Raw genomic sequence first — 15,202 nt, forward strand, 5'->3', positions numbered from 1 at the left:
CCTTCACGACCCCGGCCCGCGCGCCCGATCGCCGCACCGCTCAATCGACCAGGCGCAGCTCGAGCCGCCCGACGCCCAGGCGGACCTGCCGGCTCCCCGGGCGCCGTTCGACCAGCGACGCCGCGTCGGCGACCCCGAGTCGCCCGAGCTGCGTGCGCGCGCGATGGATGCAGATATTCAGGTGATTGTCGTCCATCCGCAGCATCTTGAGCAGCTCGTCCGCGGTCAACCAGCCCTGCTCGGCCAGCGGCACGCCGGAGCGCTCGTCGGCGAGGCGCCGTCGCGCCAGCAGCAGCAGCACGTAGTGATGCGCCCGGCGCTGGAGATCGAGGCGGCGCTCGCCGCAGAGCGCCACCAGCTCGACCCGCTCCTCGTCGCGGCTGTACGCGAAGCACAGCCGGAGGTTGGCCAGGCACAGCCCGCCGTCGCTCTCTTGCCACGTGCACGCGCAGAACCGCGGCAGGTGCACGCGCCACACCTCGCCGCGGACCACCAGCACGGCCCGGTCCTCGATCGGTCCGAGCTCGCCGAGGCGCTCGCACACCCACGTCCCCTGCGGATCCTGGTAGATCGAGCACTCCGGCTCGGCCGGGTCGGGCAGCGCCAGATAGCCGCCCTCGCCGACCTGCCAGGGGCCCGCCGGCAGGCGGTGCGCCATCAGCTGCGGCCCGCCCGCGTCCTCCAGCCGGAACACCGCCGATTCGCGGCCGAAGCGGATCTGCGCCCCCGGATGCAGGACCAGTCGCTCGCCCGCCGCCAGCCGCGCCCCGTCGACGCAGGTCCCGTTGCGGCTGCCGAGGTCGTGCAATTCCCAGCGCGCCCCGTCCCACTGGATCTCCGCGTGCCGCCCCGACACGTCGCGCGCCCCCAGCACCAGGTCGCACGATTTCGAGCGACCTATCAAACATCGATCCGGCAGGACCACGCGCTCCTCGGAGGCCCCCGAGCGGAGAATAGCCATGGCGATCCTCGAAGGTAACCGACCTCGCCGAATCGACCACCGGACCCGGCGTCGCCGGAGCAATCGACACACGAGCGGGCGGCCCGCCCGCCGAGCCGTCTGCTCGCTCGGCTCGAACCGAGTCCACAGCGCGCGCTCCGGCCCGGCGAATATCGCCGCGCCCGCGGTCGTCCGACGCCCCACTGTGCCCGCAGCCGACCGGTCCCCCCGCCCGCAGGTCCGCAGCGTCCCCATGCTGCTCACTCCATTCGCCGCGTTCGCCCGGCAGCTCCGCGAGATCGCCAGCAACTCGACCGCCTTCGTCGGCAGCCTCGTCGGCTCGACCCTGCTGAGCGGCGGCGTGGCCGCGCTCGTCATGTTCGCGCCGACCTTCGAGGTCTCGGCCGACGACGACATCGCGCTCATCGAGTACATCCCCGGCGAGCTGGTGCGCCGCGGCCCGCAGCTCGACCCGCAGGCCATCCCCGAGAAGCCGGTCGTGCGGGCCACCCGCGCGCCCGACCACGCCGCCAGGTCCTCCGTCACCACCGACGACCAGCCCGCGCCCAAGCCCACGCCGCCCAGGCCCACCAGCGACAGGGACACCAGCGCGCCGAGCAAGCCGAGAGACCCCGCCGCCCCCGTGTCCGACCGCGACCGCCCGTCCAACACCCCCTACGACGATTTGCCGACCGTCGACGAGCTGCCCGGCGATCCCTTCGGCTCGGCCGACGGCTGGTCCGACACCTACAAGGCCGGCGACCCGTGGGCCACCGCGGTCATGCGCGCGCTCAACAACATGCGCGTCGGCACCTTCGCCGCCGAGGGCAACGACGTCACCTACAAGTTCCGCCTCGAGGTCTGCCCCGACGGCAGCCTGTCCGCCCAGCTCAAGCAGAGCACCGGCGACCCTGTCCTCGACGCGCGGATCAAGAACGCCATCGACGCTCTCGAGGTCGACGTCCCCGACGAGGTGCTCACCCTCCTGGCCGGCAAGTGCCAGAAGATCAAGTACGAGTTCACCTGGCGCAGCAAGGACGCCGGCCGCGGCACCGTGCAATGACGACGCCCCTCGGCGAGGATCCGCAAGCGGGCTCCGTGGGGCTTCGAGCCGACTGCCCATTCCGCGATCGTGCCACCTCGTGGTAGATCGACGCGGCCACGATGCCCACGACAGCACCGACGGAAGACGAATTTCTGGCCCACCTCGGTGTGGGCCCATTCGATGCCAGCCCCTCGGACGGGTTCTGACGCTACCGATTCCCGTCGGACACCGGCGACGAGCTCCTGTTCTCATTCAACACGCATGAGAGTTCGGTGCAGACCGTGTGGCTCGCCCAGGGGCGGCCGGTATGCACGGTCGTCCACGAGAACGCGCGACAGATTCGCATTGTCGAGTCCGACGATCGTCTCGTGGTGTGACACGAGCGAGCTTGCGCCGCCGAACGACGAATGCCGAAACGCATCGTCGGTCTTCATCGACTTGAACACGCACCGACGCGCGCCCCTTCATCCGCTACTTCAGCCTGGTCCACCTCTACAACTACGGCTGGTGTTCGGAGCAGATCGACATCTACCGCCACGCCCTGTCGGAGCTGGCCAACAGCGTGTCGAGCGAGATCAAGGTCGTGCCGCCGGTCCCGATCGATCCGTAATCACCGGTGCGGACGTCGACGCGCTCGCGGCCAGGCCCGGGCGCGTCGACGCGTTCACGACAGCGGCTCGCGCGCCGCGAGCCAGCGCGCGGGGATCGCCGCCTCGCCGACGCTCATCGCCACCACGCCGCCGACCATCGCGCAGGTCGTATCGCGGTCGCCGAGGCCCGAGACCGTGTCCCAGAACGCCTCCTCATAGCTGTCGAGGTGCCGCGACGCGCACAGCAGCGCGAACGGCACCGTGTCCCACGCCAGCACCCGGTAGCCGCTGCCGAGCCGCTTCGCCGCGATCGCCGTCGGCACCCCCTGCGCGCGCAGCTCGAGCGCCTGCACGAGCCCGTGCCGCGTCAGTCCTTCGGGCGTGTGCTCGATGACCCTCGCCATCAGCCGCTCGCCGTCGGGCGCCTCGCGCATCTGCCACGCCAACGCCGCAGCCACCGCGACCGCGATCGCCCCCGCCTGCGCGTCGGCGTTGGCGTGAGTCGGCAGCGCCGACAGCCGCGCGGCCTCGACCGCACGCGCGACATCATCGGCAAAGTACGCCCCGACCGGTGCCACGCGCATCGCCGCCCCGTTGCCCATCGAGCCCTCGCCGCCGAACACCGCCGCCGACACCTCGCGCCATGGTCTGCCGGACGCGATGTCTTGCAAGATCTCGTGGGCGGTCCCGCCGTAGCCGCGCTGCGGCTCGAGCTCGTAGCGCCGCGCGAACGCGCGGGCCAGGAAGTCGGCGTCGATGTCCCCGTGGCGCTCGAGCGTCGCCACGATCGACAGCGCCATCGCCGTGTCGTCGGTCCACGACCATGGGTCCGGTGGTTCGACGCGCCCGGCGATCGCGCGCTCGACCACCGAGTCGCGGCCGAAGAAGCGCTCGCCGAGGGCGTCGCCGACCGACAGCCCGGCGAGGGCCAGGCGGGCGCGGCTCATGCGTACGTCGTGATCCTTTGGCAGCATCGTCATCACCTCCGACTCACGCGGTCTCGGCCGTCTCGGGCGCCGCGCCCTCGAACAGCACGGCCACGCGATTCTTCACCCGGTTGAGCGGCGGCAGCGGGAGCGCGACGTAGTCGGTGCGCTCGATCATCAACTCCGGGTTCTTGCGCGCCTCGTGCATGGGCGGCAGCTTCTCGAGCTCCTCGGCGTCGAACTTGCGCACGGTCTTGCGCCGCTGGACGTACGTCCCGCGCTTGAAGAAGTCGGGGTACTCGTGCCAGTTCACGCCCTTCTGCAGCAGCATCTCCTGCATCTCGGCGCCGTTCTTGCCGTCGAGCTGCTTGTGGCTGTAGTGGGCCCTGGCGGCCATCGAGATCGAGTTCTTGATCGCGTCGAGCTCGCGCCACAAAAACGCGTTGGCCGCCTCCTCGAGCGACGGCAGGTTCCACATCCGCGCGTCGAAGTGCGGCAACTTCTCCGCGTACTCGGCGGGCAGGAACTGCGGCAGCCGGCGGTTGAAGTGCGCCGTCGTCAAGCTGGCCAGGACCGACACGAGCTTGGAGATCCGCCCGTCGAAGATGATCTGGCTGTCGAAGTTCGGCGTGTACCAGGCCAGCGTGATCTCGTCCGACTGCGTATAACCGCACACCGCATTGGTCTCGCGCACCAGGAACTTGACCGTGTCGATCATCAGCTCCGACAATCGGCGGTCGTACGGGCGCTCGAGCCCCGACGTGAACTTCGAGAACGAGCGCCCGTCGATGCGGGCCACGATGGGGAGGAGCGGCATGCACTTCCGGCCGGCCTCCGCCATCTCGTACATCTTCATTCGGTCCCCGAGATCGTCCTGCATCGGCGCCTCCTGTCGCGCGCCGTCAGGCTCGCACGGGCGGGCCCTGCGGTCGAGGTCCGCCGGCCCGCGCGGTCACGCGCCAGCAGCCCGTGGAGCGCCGGCTCGCACCAAGGCTGCCGGCTAGGCCAGGTCGCCGAAGATCGCGCGCAAACCGAGCAGCGACAGGAACGCGAACCCGGCGCTGGCGGGGATCGTCAGCACCCACGCGAGGACGATGTTGCCGGCCACGCCCCAGCGGACCGCCGACAGGCGCTTGCTCGCGCCGACGCCCATGATGCACGCGCTGATGCAGTGCGTCGTCGACACCGGCACGCCCATCGCGCTCGCGGTGAGGATCGTCGCCGTGCCCGCGGTCTCGGCCGCGAAGCCCTGCAGCGGCGTGATGCGGATGATCTTCGCGCCCATCGTCTTGATGATGCGCTGGCCGCCCGCCATCGTGCCGAAGCCGATCGCCGCCGCGCACGCGAACACCACCCACGTCGGCACATCCTTGCCGACCGGCAGCATCGAGTCGGGCAAGCCGGTGTAGCCGGCCGCGACGAACGACACCAGCGCCAGGGTGATGATGCCCATCGCCTTCTGCGCGTCGTTCGAGCCGTGCGAGAACGCCATCATGCAGGCCGAGACCAGCTGCAGGCGCCGTGAGCCGCGCTGGACGGTCGCCGGACGGAACGCCCGCACCAGCCACAACAGCCCGATCATGAACAGGAACGCGATCGTGAACCCGGCCAGCGGCGACACCACCAGCGGGATGAGCACCTTGTCGACCAGCGTGCTCCAGTTGAACGCCGACAGCCCCGCGTGAGCGACGACCGCCCCCGCGAGCCCGCCGATGAGCGCGTGCGACGAGCTCGACGGGATGCCGTACCACCACGTCAGCAGGTTCCAGATGCACGCGCCGACCAGCGCCGCCAGCACCACCACCTGCGTCACGACCATCGGCTCGGCGAAGCCCGAGGCGATCGTCTTGGCCACCGCCGTGCCCGTGATCGCGCCGACGAAGTTGAGCACGCCGGCGAGGATGACCGCCGTGCGGACCGGCAGCACCCCGGTCGAGACCACCGTGGCGATCGCGTTGGCCGCGTCGTGGAAGCCGTTGATGTAGTCGAACACCAGCGCGACCACGATCACCACGATCACCAGAGTCAGCGCGCTAACCATGTTTCACCGCCAGATTTTTGAGCCGCTCGGCCACCGTCTCGCACTTGTCGATCGCCTTCTCGAGGTCCTCGAGGACCTCCTTGTCGCGCAGCAGCACCTTGGCGTCGATCGCCGGGTCGTGGAACAGCTCCCCGACGGCGTTGCGGAAGATCCGGTCGGCCTCCTTCTCGTGGGTCTTGATCACCCGCCCGACCGCGATCAGCTTGGCGTACTCGTGGCGCCGCAGCGCCGGCAGCTCCGCCTTCAACAGCTCGGTCATCTTCACCAGGATGTTCATCAGCTCGATCATCGGCGGCGACGGCTCCGGCACCGCGTACAGCTCGAAGGTCCGGCCCGTCAGGTTGATCAGGTCGACGATGTCGTCGATCGACGCGGCCAGCAGCTGGATGTCCTCGCGGTCGATCGGCGTCACGAACACTCGCTCCAGCTGATCCTCGATCTCGTAGACGATCGCGTCCGCCTGGTGCTCGAGCTCCTGCACCCGCTCGCGCACCTTCTCCGCCGGGACCCCTCGCGCGAACTCGGCGAGCGCGCGGGCGGCCTGCTCGCACAGCTCGCTCTGCCGCTCGATGAGCCCGTAAAACACATCCTCCCGCGGAAGTAGCCAACGGATTACGTCCTGCAGCGCCATGGGTGCTTCTCCGCGCGCGAAGCTAGCCGGCCTCTGCCGGCGAGTCCATCGCTTGCTCGCGCATTTCACGCAGCGCCGGCCCACCTGTAACATGCCCGTCACATCGACCGCGTGGAGGCCCGGCCGCCGCCGTCTTCGCCGCGACGTCGGGACGCACGTGAGGTACCACCACGCGTAGATCGTCTCGCGCCGCGGGCGCGACGCCTCGCCGCGCGCTCCGAAAGACCTGCGCTTGTCGGCCTCGATCGCCGCGTGTTACCCGGAGAGCTCCGGGCGCGCGGGAGCGTCGCGATGCAGACCCTGGAGACGCGGTTCGAGGAGCTCAAGCGCTACATCGGCTTCACCGCCGAGGACGCCGAGTACCTGCGAGCCGCGCGCGAGCTCGCGGCGCCGCACTTCGAGCGGATCGCCCGCGAGTTCTACGAGCGCATCCGCCTGCACGAGGAGGCCCACGCCGTCTTCACCGGCGAGGAGCAGATCGCCCGCCTGCACCGCTCGCTCGTCCGCTGGCTCGGGCGCCTGTTCGGCGGCGTCTACGACGAGTCCTACTATCAGGACACCGCCACGATCGGCCGCGTGCACGTCAAGGTCGGCCTGCCGCAGCGCTACATGTTCACCGCGATGGCGCGGATCCGCGGCTCGCTGGTCGCCATCGCCGAGGCCGCGCCGAGCGACGGCCCGGGCACCGCCGCCGCGATCTCGCGGCTCCTCGACCTCGAGCTGGCGATCATGCTCGAGAGCTACCGCGACGACTTCGTGCTCCGGATCCAGCAATTCGAGCGGCTCGAGAAGCAGGCGCTCGGGCGGTCGCTCGCGCGCACCGAGCACCGCTACATCAACGCCGTCGAGCTGGCGCGCGTGCTCATCCTCGGGCTCGACGCCGACGGCTGCGTGCGCCTGTTCAACCGCGAGGCCGAGCGCGTCACCGGGCATCAACGCGACGAGGTGCTCGGCCGCGGGTTCGTCGAGGTCCTGCACGTCGACGACAGCGGCGACGGCCGGCGCCTGCGCGAGCGGCTGGACCACTTCGCCGAGCTCCACCGCGCCGGCCCCGAGGCGCACAGGTCCGGGCCCGCCGACGACGACGAGCCGCCGCTCGAGACCACCGTGCAGACCCGCGCCGGCCGCACCCGCGTGGTCCGCTGGCGCCTCACCTACGCGCCGGCCGAGGGCGACGAGGTCTCGGTGTTCGCGCTCGGCATCGACTCGACCGACGAGACCGCGCTGCTGGCCCGCACCCAGCAGCAGGAGAAGCTCGCCGCGATCGGCACCCTCGCCGCCGGGCTCGCCCACGAGATCCGCAACCCCCTCAACGGCGCGCAGCTGCACCTCACCTACCTGCAGCGGGCCCTGGGACGCGGCGACACCGGCCCGCGCGTGCACGACTCGGTCACCGTCGTCGGCGACGAGATGAAGCGCCTCGGCGCCCTCGTCACCGAGTTCCTCGAGTTCGCGCGGCCGCGTCCGCTCAAGCTCGAGACCGTGTGCGTGCAACCATTGCTCGAGCGCGTGGCCCAGCTGGTCGCCGCCCAGGCCGAGGGCGGCGCGGTGAGCCTCGCCCTCGACGTCCCGATCGCCCCGATCGAGCTCGTCGCCGACCGCGCCAAGCTCGAGCAGGTCCTGCTCAACCTCGCCTGCAACGCCATCGAGGCGCTCGCGCCCGGCGGCGGCGGCAAGGTCGTCGTCCGCGCGCGCCGGCAGCCGCGCACCGTCACCCTCGAGGTCGAGGACGACGGCCCCGGCATCGCCCCCGGCAGCCCGATCTTCGACGCCTTCTACTCGAGCAAGCCGCAAGGCACCGGCCTCGGCCTGTCGATCACCCACCGGATCGTCACCGACCACGGCGGCACGATCGACGTCGACAGCGTCCCCGGCCGCTCGCTGTTCCGCGTCGCCCTCCCGCTCGCGCCGGTCGCGGCGCCCCGCGGCAAGCGCTGAACCTCACGACGCCGGCCCCTCGGTCCTCGTCGTCTGCGCGCAGTTGCGGACGCAGGTCCAGCGATCGCCGGTGTTCTTCTCCTCCGTGTCGCAGGCGTCGACGCACTCCTCGAGGCGCCGCAGCGCCTCGGCCGTCAGCGTCTTGTCGGCCGCCCGCGCCCGCCGCTTGCACCGCCGGGCGCACGACCGCGAGTCGCCGCACTCGTGCAGGCACTTCGCCGCCGCGTCGAACACCGGGTCCGCGGCCGTCGGCGTCACCTTGAACGCCATCTCACAATTCCCGCGGCAGCTCGCCTCGTCGGTCGGCTCGAGCTGCTGCCGCTTGCAATCGTCGTAGCAGGCGACGAGCCCGCCGCGGTCGCCGCTGGCGTTGTGCCTGCTCTCCTCGAGCTTCGGCGGCCCCTCGGCGTGGATCATGTCGCAGGCGGCCAGAGCGAGCAGAACGGCGGCGGTTCGCGCGAGGATCGACATACCCATTCATGGCGACGTCTCGCCGACCGGCGACCGCGAAACTCCTGCGCCCCGTGACGGCGCGGCAGGCCACACCGGACCGCGCTGTCCTCGACCGATCGCACACCGCCATCGCGACATTGTCACCTCGCCCCGCGCGGCCGGCGTTATCTTCTCGGTGTGTCGACAGCAAGCCCATGGATCGTCGCCCTCGACCTCCGCGACCGCAGCCGCGGCGCCCTCGCGTTCGCCGGCTGGCTCGGCGCAGCCGGCGAATCAGTCGTCGGCGCCTACGTGCTCGAGGCGTGGAGCCGCCCCTACACCCGCGGCGACGTCGAGGCCGACATCGCCGCCGCCGTCGCGCGCATGGCCCGGGCGCTCGGTTGCCGCCCGCCGGCGCGGCTCGTCACCGAGGAGGCCGAGACCGCCGAGGCCGGGCTGCAGCGCCTGGCCCTCGGCGCCACCGCCCTGATCGTCGGCCGCGCCGCCAGTCAGCCGCGCCGCGCCCTGTTCCGCCTCGGCCCGGTCGCCCGCAGGATGCTGCGCCACCTGCCCGCGCCGGTGGTCGTCGTCCCGCCGACGCTCGTCACCGTCGCCGCCGGACCGATCCTCCTCGCCACCGACCTCGGACCGGCCAGCGACGCGGCCGTCGCGTTCGCCACCGACCTCGCCGCCCGCGTCGGCCGCCCGCTCGAGCTCGTGCACGTCGGCGAAGATTTCTACGAGGAGGAGAACGACGAGCTCCGCGACCCCGTGTGGGTGCACGCGCGCGACACCTACCGCGCCGAGGTCGCCGAAACGACCGAGCGCTGGGCCGTCACGCACCGCCTCGATCACCTGCCGCGGCACATCCGCCACGGCGATCCGGCGCTCGAGCTCGCCGAGCTCGCCGAGGACCGCGACGCCGCGCTCGTGGTCGTCGGCTCGCGCCGGCTCGGGATGCCGGCCCGGATCTTCCTCAGCAGCACCGCCTCGGCGCTGGCCGGCCTCGCCGCCTGCCCGGTCGCCGTCGTCCCGCCGCCCGACTGACGTGTATCGCCCTGCATGTCCCTTCGGAACTGTCCGATAGGACATAGCCTTCAACACATGCTCTTCAGGGCATGTCCTTCGCATCAGCCGCGCATCAGCCGCGCCGGATCGCGCAGGGCCGTCGCCAGCGCCCGGCCGAGACTCGCGGCCGCGTGCGCCGGTCCGGCGGCGAACACGTGGCGGTCGGGGCGGACGATCGCCACGGCCGCGCGGTGGCGGCGAAACCACACCGCCAGCTTGTCGCCGGCGTCGACGACCTCGCTCAGCCCTCGCTCGGCCGCGCCGGCGCCCGCGCGCACGCGGACGAAGCGCGGCGCCAACCTGGCCAAAAGGCCATCCGGGTCGACCGTTCGCGGGTCGACCTCGAAGCCGACCACCGCGAAGCCCGGGCCGAGGAGCTCGTCGGACAGCCCGGCCGCCCCGCGGACCTGCGGGAAGTAGGTCCCCTGGGCCCCGCCGCGCGGCCGCCGGCCGCCGGCGATGAAGCCGCGGGTGTGCAGCGGCGGCGGCTTGAACTCGAAGTCGCGGATGAACCGGCGGACCCGCGCGATCCGCTGGATCGCCCACAGCGCCAGGTCGCGCAGCGCCGCCAGCCGGGGTGCGTCGGTGAGGAACACCAGGCCCATGCGCGCGCTGACGTCGATCATCGCCTGCGTGTGCACCCGCCGCTCGACCTCGTACGTCGCCAGCAGCGCCGGGTCGGCCGTACCCGCCAGCACCGCCGTCAACTTCCACGTCAGGTTGGCCGCGTCGCGCAGCCCCGAGACCAGGCCCTGACCCATGAACGGCGGCATCTGATGGGCCGCGTCGCCGAGCAGGAACACCCGGCCGACCTGCCAGCGCTCGGCCACGTGTTTGCCGAAGCGATAGGTCGCCGCGCGGGTGATGCGATAGCGGTCGGGGTCGACGAACGGCGCCACGAACGCGCGCACCGACTCCGGCCGTTCGAGCGCCGCCGGCGTCTCGCCGCGGAGGATCCTGCGCTCGATGCGGACCTCGTTGGCCGGGCACAGGCTGACGAAGGTCGGCCGCCGCGGGTCGCACACGAATCGGGTGTTGGGCACGCGCAGCGCCCCCGGCTCGGCGAAGCCCGAGATCGCCAGCCACGATTCGTCGCAGCGCGAACCGTGCAGCGCGACTCCCAACATTTGGCGCAACGCGCTGCGGGCCCCGTCGCAGCCGAGCACGTAGCGAGTCGTCAGCGCCTTGCGAGCCCCGTCCTCGCGCAGCGCGAGCGTGACCGCCTCGGCGCCGACCTCCAGGCCCGTCACCTCGCAGCCGAGCCGCAGCGACACCGCCGGGAAGCGGCCGATCCCCGCGCGCAACGTCGCCTCCAGCGTCGGCTGGTGAAAGAAGTGCAGCGGGCTGTAGGCCGAGCCCAAGTCGAGGCGGGCCAGCCGGAACTCGGCGAAATGGCGGCCGGCCACCCCCGTGTAGTCGACCCGGTCGGGCGAGACCATGTCCGCCAGCAGGCGGTCGACCAGGCCGATCTGCTGGTAGATCCGCAGCGCCTCGTCGTCGCAGCTGAACGCGCGCGACTGGCCGTGCGCGCTCGTCTCGCGCTCGAGCACCACGCAGCGCACCCCCGCCATTCCCAAAAAATTGGCCGCCACCGCCCCCACCGGCCCGCAGCCGACGATGGCGACGTCACAGTCGAGTGCCGGGGCTTCGGACATGGCGGGCGCGGCCGGAGAAAGGCGCCGCATCATGGCCGAGAATCATGCACGCGTCGAGACCCCGTGACCTCCGCCGGACGCCGGCCGCGACCTCGACTCACGTGATTTGCGCTGCCACGAATCGAAACGCATTCTACCGCCACGGCGACGCGGTGAATGCCCATTGAAGGTCCGCCCCCAACGCGCGCTTCCGCCCCGGTGACACTTCCCGGGGTGTTGCGCCTCGCTCGTCAACAGCGGCTCGGCGAGACGGTCCAGGCCCGCGGCACCGGCTCCGGCGATCTCGAGCTGCTCGCCGGCGAAGTCGTCGGCCGACCGCGCCGCCCACTGCCGGCTCCGGCGCCGTCGTGTTCCACCGAGCCTCAACATGTCCTCAGAGACATGTGATGCTCGAACACCTCTCGCATTCGCCGCGCCCGCCCGAACCATCGAGCTCTGCATTCGCGTGGACGTGCGCCCCGTCGCTCGCCGCCTTGACAGGCCCGGGACCTGCGAGTAATGTGGAGTCGGCCTCAGCGATGGGGTCGATTATGGACGTCTGAACCCCGAGTCTTCGAGCACACCGACGCGGCGCCCTCACCGGTTCGCCAGCCGCGCTCTGTGTCGATTTTCTCCCGCTTCGCGGCCATGTGCGCCGCGGACGCGGTGCGGGTCGCGCATGCGAACACGCATCGGCACAGCGTCGCCGGCGGTCGGTCGCCGGACTCCTCGCGCAGACGCGAAAGCGTCCCCGCGAGGCCGCAGGGCCGTGATCTCCCGTCGAGGGTGATTCACGCCTGTGGACAATCGTCGTCCGGCGCGCAGGACGTGTGCCGGACCGCGTCGTCGCCTGTTCATCCTCCCGCGCCCCGGCGCGCGGGATCCCCACGCCTGTTCATTCGGACAGGCTCGAAGGATCGCGACCTCATGCCCAAAACGATTCCCGCTCCCAGGACCGCCCCCGAGCTCACCGTCCCCGACCCGCGCACCGACCCCAAACCCGAGCGCGTCCACACCGGCCCGCTCTCATGGGCCCTCGGCGGCGCCGCACCGGCCCGTCAGAAGCCCGGCCACGGCCCCGACGAGCGCCGCCGCGAGCCGGCGCCGAACCGCCAGCACGGCGGCGGCGCCGACGTCCGCCGGCGCCACAACCCGTCGTCGCGCTTCCGCGGCTGAGCGCTCCCGTCAGGCCATTCGCCCCGCCGCCCTCCGCGGCGGCGGGGCCCTCGTGCCCACAATCATGACAGATGTCCCTCCGGACATCTCTCGTGACGCTCTCCTATTTTAATAAAATGTCCCGAAGGACATTCACGCCCGCGCCAGCGCCGCCCGCGTCGCCGCCAGCTGCGGGTGGCGCAGCCATGCCCGCAGCCGCTCCGCCTCCGCCAACAGCTCGCGCGCCGGCGTCCCCGTCGTCAGCGCAGCCATTCCGGCGAGGTGCAGCGCGTCCGCCAGGTTCCACGCCGCCGTCGCTTGCGCCCGCGCCGCCGCCAACGCGAGCGCCGCGGCCTCGGCCACCCCGGCCCCGACCTCGAGCGACCGCGCCAGCGCCAAATTTTTAAAGACTCCGGCGAACAGGCCGAACCCGCACGTCTCGGCCAGCGCCAGCCCGCCGCGGATCGCCCGCTCCGCGTCGGCGAAGCGCCGCTCCGCCAGGCAGATCTGCGCCTCCAGCTCGTGGCAGCGCAGCACCACCTCGATCTCGCCGGTCGCCGTCGTCCACTCGCGTGCGTGCATCAGATGAAGGGTCGCGCGGTCGGGGTCCGGCTCGTCGCCGGCGAGCGCCACCTGTCCTAGGATCGTCTCCGCGTGCGCGCGATGGCCCGCCCAGCCGAGCTCGTGCAATCCGGCCAGGTTGCCCTCGACCTCCGCCTGCGCCGCAGTCACTCGACCGAGCGCCAGCGCGTGTTCGGCGGTCCAGAACGAGCGCCGCGCGAACGGTCGATCGCCCAGCCCGCGCGCCTGCTCGAAGCACGCCTCGGCCGCGTCGACCCGGCCGAGGTCGTGCAGCACGCGGGCCTGCAGCGCCAGCGCCCGCGCCGCGTCCCCCGGCGACTGCGCGCGGATCGCCACCTCCGCCGCCATCTCGGCCAGCTGCAGCGCCTCGGTGAGCGAGCCCGCCAGGCGCTCCGTGTACGCCAGCGCGCGCAGGCTCGTCGTCAGCCCCTCGAGGCTGCCCTCCTCGCGCACCAGCGTCCCGTGGATCCGGAAGCACCGGCTCGCCTGCGCCAGATCTCCGAGCGCGCCCGCGTACAGCCCCCAGTCGTACACCAGCCGCGCGCGCCGACCCCCCCCGAGCGCCGGCAGCATGCGCCCGGGATCGCCGTCGGCCGCGAATTCGCGGACGATCCGGGCCCCCCGGCTCATCGCCCCGAGCTGCAGCCCCAGGTGCGAGAACCCGCCGAGGCCGCGGAAGTAGATCGACGCCGCCTCGCTCACTCGCCCCGCGCGCAGCGTGTGCATCAGCAGCGCCTCGTACGTGTCGAGTCGATCGTGCGCCTGCGGCCCCGGGGCGTGGACCGTGAGGCTCGCGAGCAGGTGTTCGCGCTCGACCTCGTGGATCGCCTCCGGCGGCGCGCCGAGCAGCGAGCGGAAGTACTCGGCCACGAACGGGTGCGCCGTCCAGCGCTGCGGCGCCGCGCGGGCCACCAGCCCGAGCCGCTCGAGCCGCGCCAGGATCGGCACGATCTTCGCCGCCTCGAGCCCCGCCAGCGCCCCCGCCGCAGCGCCCCCCGCCGCCGCGATCCGGGCCAGCAGCGGCGCGTCGGCGCCCGCGGGGAACAGCGCCAGGCGAGCCACCACGTCGCGCTCCTCCGGCGCCAGCGCGCGCGCGTACGCGGCCAGCACCGTCAGCAGCCGCCGCGCCTGCACATCGTCGCGCGCGGCCGGCTCGAGCGCGATCGCCTGCGCTCGCTCGCCGTCGCCGTCGAGGAACGTCCCCGCGTACGACCCGAGCATCGCCAGCGACAGCGCGTGTCCGCCGACGCGATCGACCAGCGGCTGCAGCGTCGCCCCCGCGACCAGCCCCCAGCGCTCGAGCAGCGTCGAGCCCTCCGCCGGCGACAGCCCGCCGAGCCGCACCGTCGTCAGCTCCTGCCCGTCCCACGCCTGCAGGTCCGTCGGTTCGAAGCGCGACGTCAGCAGCACGCGCGTCGCCCCGAGCCCGCGCACCGCCGCCATCAACAGCCGGCGCAGCGCCCCGTCGGCCAGCCGCCCGTACGTCGTCTCGCCCGACCCGCTGCCCTGCACCGCCTCGAGCCCGTCGAGCACCAGCAGGTGCGGCGCGCCCGCGGCCAGCGCCTGCTGCAGCACCTGCGGTCGGTCGCCGGCGGCCACCTCGACCTCCCCCGCGAAGTACCTTGTCGCGCGGGCGAAGAACGCCTCGACCCGCGTGTCGTCATAGAAACTCCACACGAAGATCCCGCCCGCGTGCGGCCCCTCGCCGAGCTCCGCCAGGTAGCGCTCCACCAGCGACGTCTTGCCCGCCCCGCCGATCGCCACCACCGCGATCACCCGCCGCGACCGCTCGCGCAGCAGCGCCAGCACATCCTCGCGGCCGACGAAGTGACGCGCGCGCGGCAGCGTGTGCGCGTGGCACGGACGCCACCCCTCGCGCGCCGGCGCCGGCGCCGGCGCCTCGATCGCCACCACCAGCTCGTCCTCCGCGATCCCCAGCTCGCGGCCCAGCTGCGTCAGCAGCCGACGGCGGCTCGCGTTGCGGACCACGAAGCCCTCGGCCGCCTCGTTGACCGCCCCCGACTCGTAGCGGCGGTACGTGCGGACATCGACCCCGACCGCCGCCGCGGCTGCCTCTTGGGTCAGGTTAAGCTCGGTGCGGATCCGCGCGAGCAACTCGTGATTGAAGCGGAGCACGGGTGCTGGGCCATGCTAACCGGTCTCGCCCGCTCCTGTCCCTGTCCACGCGAGCCCGTCAGGACATGTCCTCCAGGACACATC

Annotated in this window: 13 protein-coding genes; 4 read left to right on the top strand and 9 right to left on the bottom strand. The window is 72.3% G+C overall.

Annotation, left to right across the window (positions count from 1 at the left end):
- Positions 1–40 precede the first annotated feature (40 nt).
- Positions 41–961 carry an FHA domain-containing protein gene (locus K7C98_RS09835; protein ID WP_224191340.1) on the bottom strand — a complete coding sequence of 307 codons (921 nt, stop codon included), beginning with the start codon at positions 959–961 and terminating at the stop codon, positions 41–43.
- A 232-nt stretch (positions 962–1,193) separates the two neighbouring features.
- On the opposite strand from K7C98_RS09835, the gene K7C98_RS09840 reads away from it, so the two are divergent.
- A complete protein-coding gene (locus K7C98_RS09840) occupies positions 1,194–2,003 on the top strand; it encodes a hypothetical protein (RefSeq protein WP_224191341.1) in 810 nt (269 codons plus the stop codon).
- Positions 2,004–2,233: 230 nt separating this feature from the next.
- Here K7C98_RS09840 and K7C98_RS09845 read toward each other — a convergent pair whose 3' ends face one another.
- The 5 genes from K7C98_RS09845 to K7C98_RS09865 form a co-directional block, all read right to left on the bottom strand.
- Positions 2,234–2,419 carry a hypothetical protein gene (locus tag K7C98_RS09845; protein WP_224191342.1) on the bottom strand — a complete coding sequence of 62 codons (186 nt, stop codon included), beginning with the start codon at positions 2,417–2,419 and terminating at the stop codon, positions 2,234–2,236.
- Between the two features lie 230 nt (positions 2,420–2,649).
- A complete protein-coding gene (locus K7C98_RS09850; protein ID WP_224191343.1) occupies positions 2,650–3,549 on the bottom strand; it encodes an ADP-ribosylglycohydrolase family protein in 900 nt (299 codons plus the stop codon).
- Positions 3,550–3,565: 16 nt separating this feature from the next.
- On the bottom strand, positions 3,566–4,381 hold the full coding sequence (locus tag K7C98_RS09855; RefSeq protein WP_224191344.1) for a tRNA(His) guanylyltransferase Thg1 family protein: 816 nt from the start codon (positions 4,379–4,381) through the stop codon (positions 3,566–3,568).
- Positions 4,382–4,501: 120 nt separating this feature from the next.
- Positions 4,502–5,542 (bottom strand): inorganic phosphate transporter, encoded by a 1,041-nt coding sequence (locus K7C98_RS09860; RefSeq protein WP_224191345.1) that lies wholly within the window; start codon positions 5,540–5,542, stop codon positions 4,502–4,504.
- Entirely contained in the window at positions 5,535–6,266 is a 732-nt protein-coding gene (locus tag K7C98_RS09865; protein WP_346660274.1) for a DUF47 domain-containing protein, read from the bottom strand. Before K7C98_RS09865 ends, K7C98_RS09860 begins: the two co-directional genes overlap by 8 nt.
- Positions 6,267–6,464: 198 nt before the next feature.
- Between K7C98_RS09865 and K7C98_RS09870 the strand changes: the two genes are divergently transcribed.
- Positions 6,465–8,111 carry a protoglobin domain-containing protein gene (locus K7C98_RS09870; RefSeq protein ID WP_224191347.1) on the top strand — a complete coding sequence of 549 codons (1,647 nt, stop codon included), beginning with the start codon at positions 6,465–6,467 and terminating at the stop codon, positions 8,109–8,111.
- 3 nt (positions 8,112–8,114) lie between these two features.
- On the opposite strand, the gene K7C98_RS09875 is transcribed toward K7C98_RS09870, so the two are convergent.
- Complete coding sequence (locus tag K7C98_RS09875; RefSeq protein WP_224191348.1) at positions 8,115–8,582, bottom strand: hypothetical protein; 468 nt, start codon at positions 8,580–8,582, stop codon at positions 8,115–8,117.
- 159 nt (positions 8,583–8,741) lie between these two features.
- Here K7C98_RS09875 and K7C98_RS44680 point away from each other — a divergent pair, with 159 nt between their 5' ends.
- On the top strand, positions 8,742–9,590 hold the full coding sequence (locus K7C98_RS44680; protein ID WP_224191349.1) for a universal stress protein: 849 nt from the start codon (positions 8,742–8,744) through the stop codon (positions 9,588–9,590).
- Positions 9,591–9,673: 83 nt separating this feature from the next.
- On the opposite strand, the gene K7C98_RS09885 is transcribed toward K7C98_RS44680, so the two are convergent.
- Positions 9,674–11,266 (bottom strand): bifunctional 3-(3-hydroxy-phenyl)propionate/3-hydroxycinnamic acid hydroxylase, encoded by a 1,593-nt coding sequence (locus K7C98_RS09885; RefSeq protein ID WP_224191350.1) that lies wholly within the window; start codon positions 11,264–11,266, stop codon positions 9,674–9,676.
- Between the two features lie 906 nt (positions 11,267–12,172).
- Here K7C98_RS09885 and K7C98_RS09890 point away from each other — a divergent pair.
- The gene (locus K7C98_RS09890; protein ID WP_224191351.1) at positions 12,173–12,421 is read left to right on the top strand and encodes a hypothetical protein; all 249 of its coding nucleotides are present in this window, start codon (positions 12,173–12,175) and stop codon (positions 12,419–12,421) included.
- A gap of 132 nt (positions 12,422–12,553) precedes the next feature.
- Here the strand turns inward: K7C98_RS09890 and K7C98_RS09895 are convergent, their stop codons facing one another.
- Complete coding sequence (locus K7C98_RS09895) at positions 12,554–15,118, bottom strand: helix-turn-helix domain-containing protein (protein ID WP_224191352.1); 2,565 nt, start codon at positions 15,116–15,118, stop codon at positions 12,554–12,556.
- Between the last annotated feature and the right edge of the window lie 84 nt (positions 15,119–15,202).

The organism is Nannocystis pusilla (genome assembly GCF_020073745.1).
GTDB classification, from domain to species: Bacteria; Myxococcota_A; Polyangia; order Nannocystales; family Nannocystaceae; genus Nannocystis; species Nannocystis radixulma.

What these genes read in the sequence shown, in the direction of transcription:
- K7C98_RS09855 (WP_224191344.1), bottom strand. Translation starts at nt 4,381, where the DNA reads ATGCAGGACGATCTCGGGGACCGAATGAAGATGTACGAGATGGCGGAG.
- K7C98_RS09870 (WP_224191347.1), top strand. Translation starts at nt 6,465, where the DNA reads ATGCAGACCCTGGAGACGCGGTTCGAGGAGCTCAAGCGCTACATCGGC.
- K7C98_RS09850 (WP_224191343.1), bottom strand. Translation starts at nt 3,549, where the DNA reads ATGCTGCCAAAGGATCACGACGTACGCATGAGCCGCGCCCGCCTGGCC.
- K7C98_RS09865 (WP_346660274.1), bottom strand. Translation starts at nt 6,266, where the DNA reads ATGTTACAGGTGGGCCGGCGCTGCGTGAAATGCGCGAGCAAGCGATGG.
- K7C98_RS09885 (WP_224191350.1), bottom strand. Translation starts at nt 11,266, where the DNA reads ATGTCCGAAGCCCCGGCACTCGACTGTGACGTCGCCATCGTCGGCTGC.
- K7C98_RS09840 (WP_224191341.1), top strand. Translation starts at nt 1,194, where the DNA reads ATGCTGCTCACTCCATTCGCCGCGTTCGCCCGGCAGCTCCGCGAGATC.
- K7C98_RS09890 (WP_224191351.1), top strand. Translation starts at nt 12,173, where the DNA reads ATGCCCAAAACGATTCCCGCTCCCAGGACCGCCCCCGAGCTCACCGTC.
- K7C98_RS09860 (WP_224191345.1), bottom strand. Translation starts at nt 5,542, where the DNA reads ATGGTTAGCGCGCTGACTCTGGTGATCGTGGTGATCGTGGTCGCGCTG.
- K7C98_RS09845 (WP_224191342.1), bottom strand. Translation starts at nt 2,419, where the DNA reads ATGAAGACCGACGATGCGTTTCGGCATTCGTCGTTCGGCGGCGCAAGC.
- K7C98_RS09835 (WP_224191340.1), bottom strand. Translation starts at nt 961, where the DNA reads ATGGCTATTCTCCGCTCGGGGGCCTCCGAGGAGCGCGTGGTCCTGCCG.
- K7C98_RS09875 (WP_224191348.1), bottom strand. Translation starts at nt 8,582, where the DNA reads ATGTCGATCCTCGCGCGAACCGCCGCCGTTCTGCTCGCTCTGGCCGCC.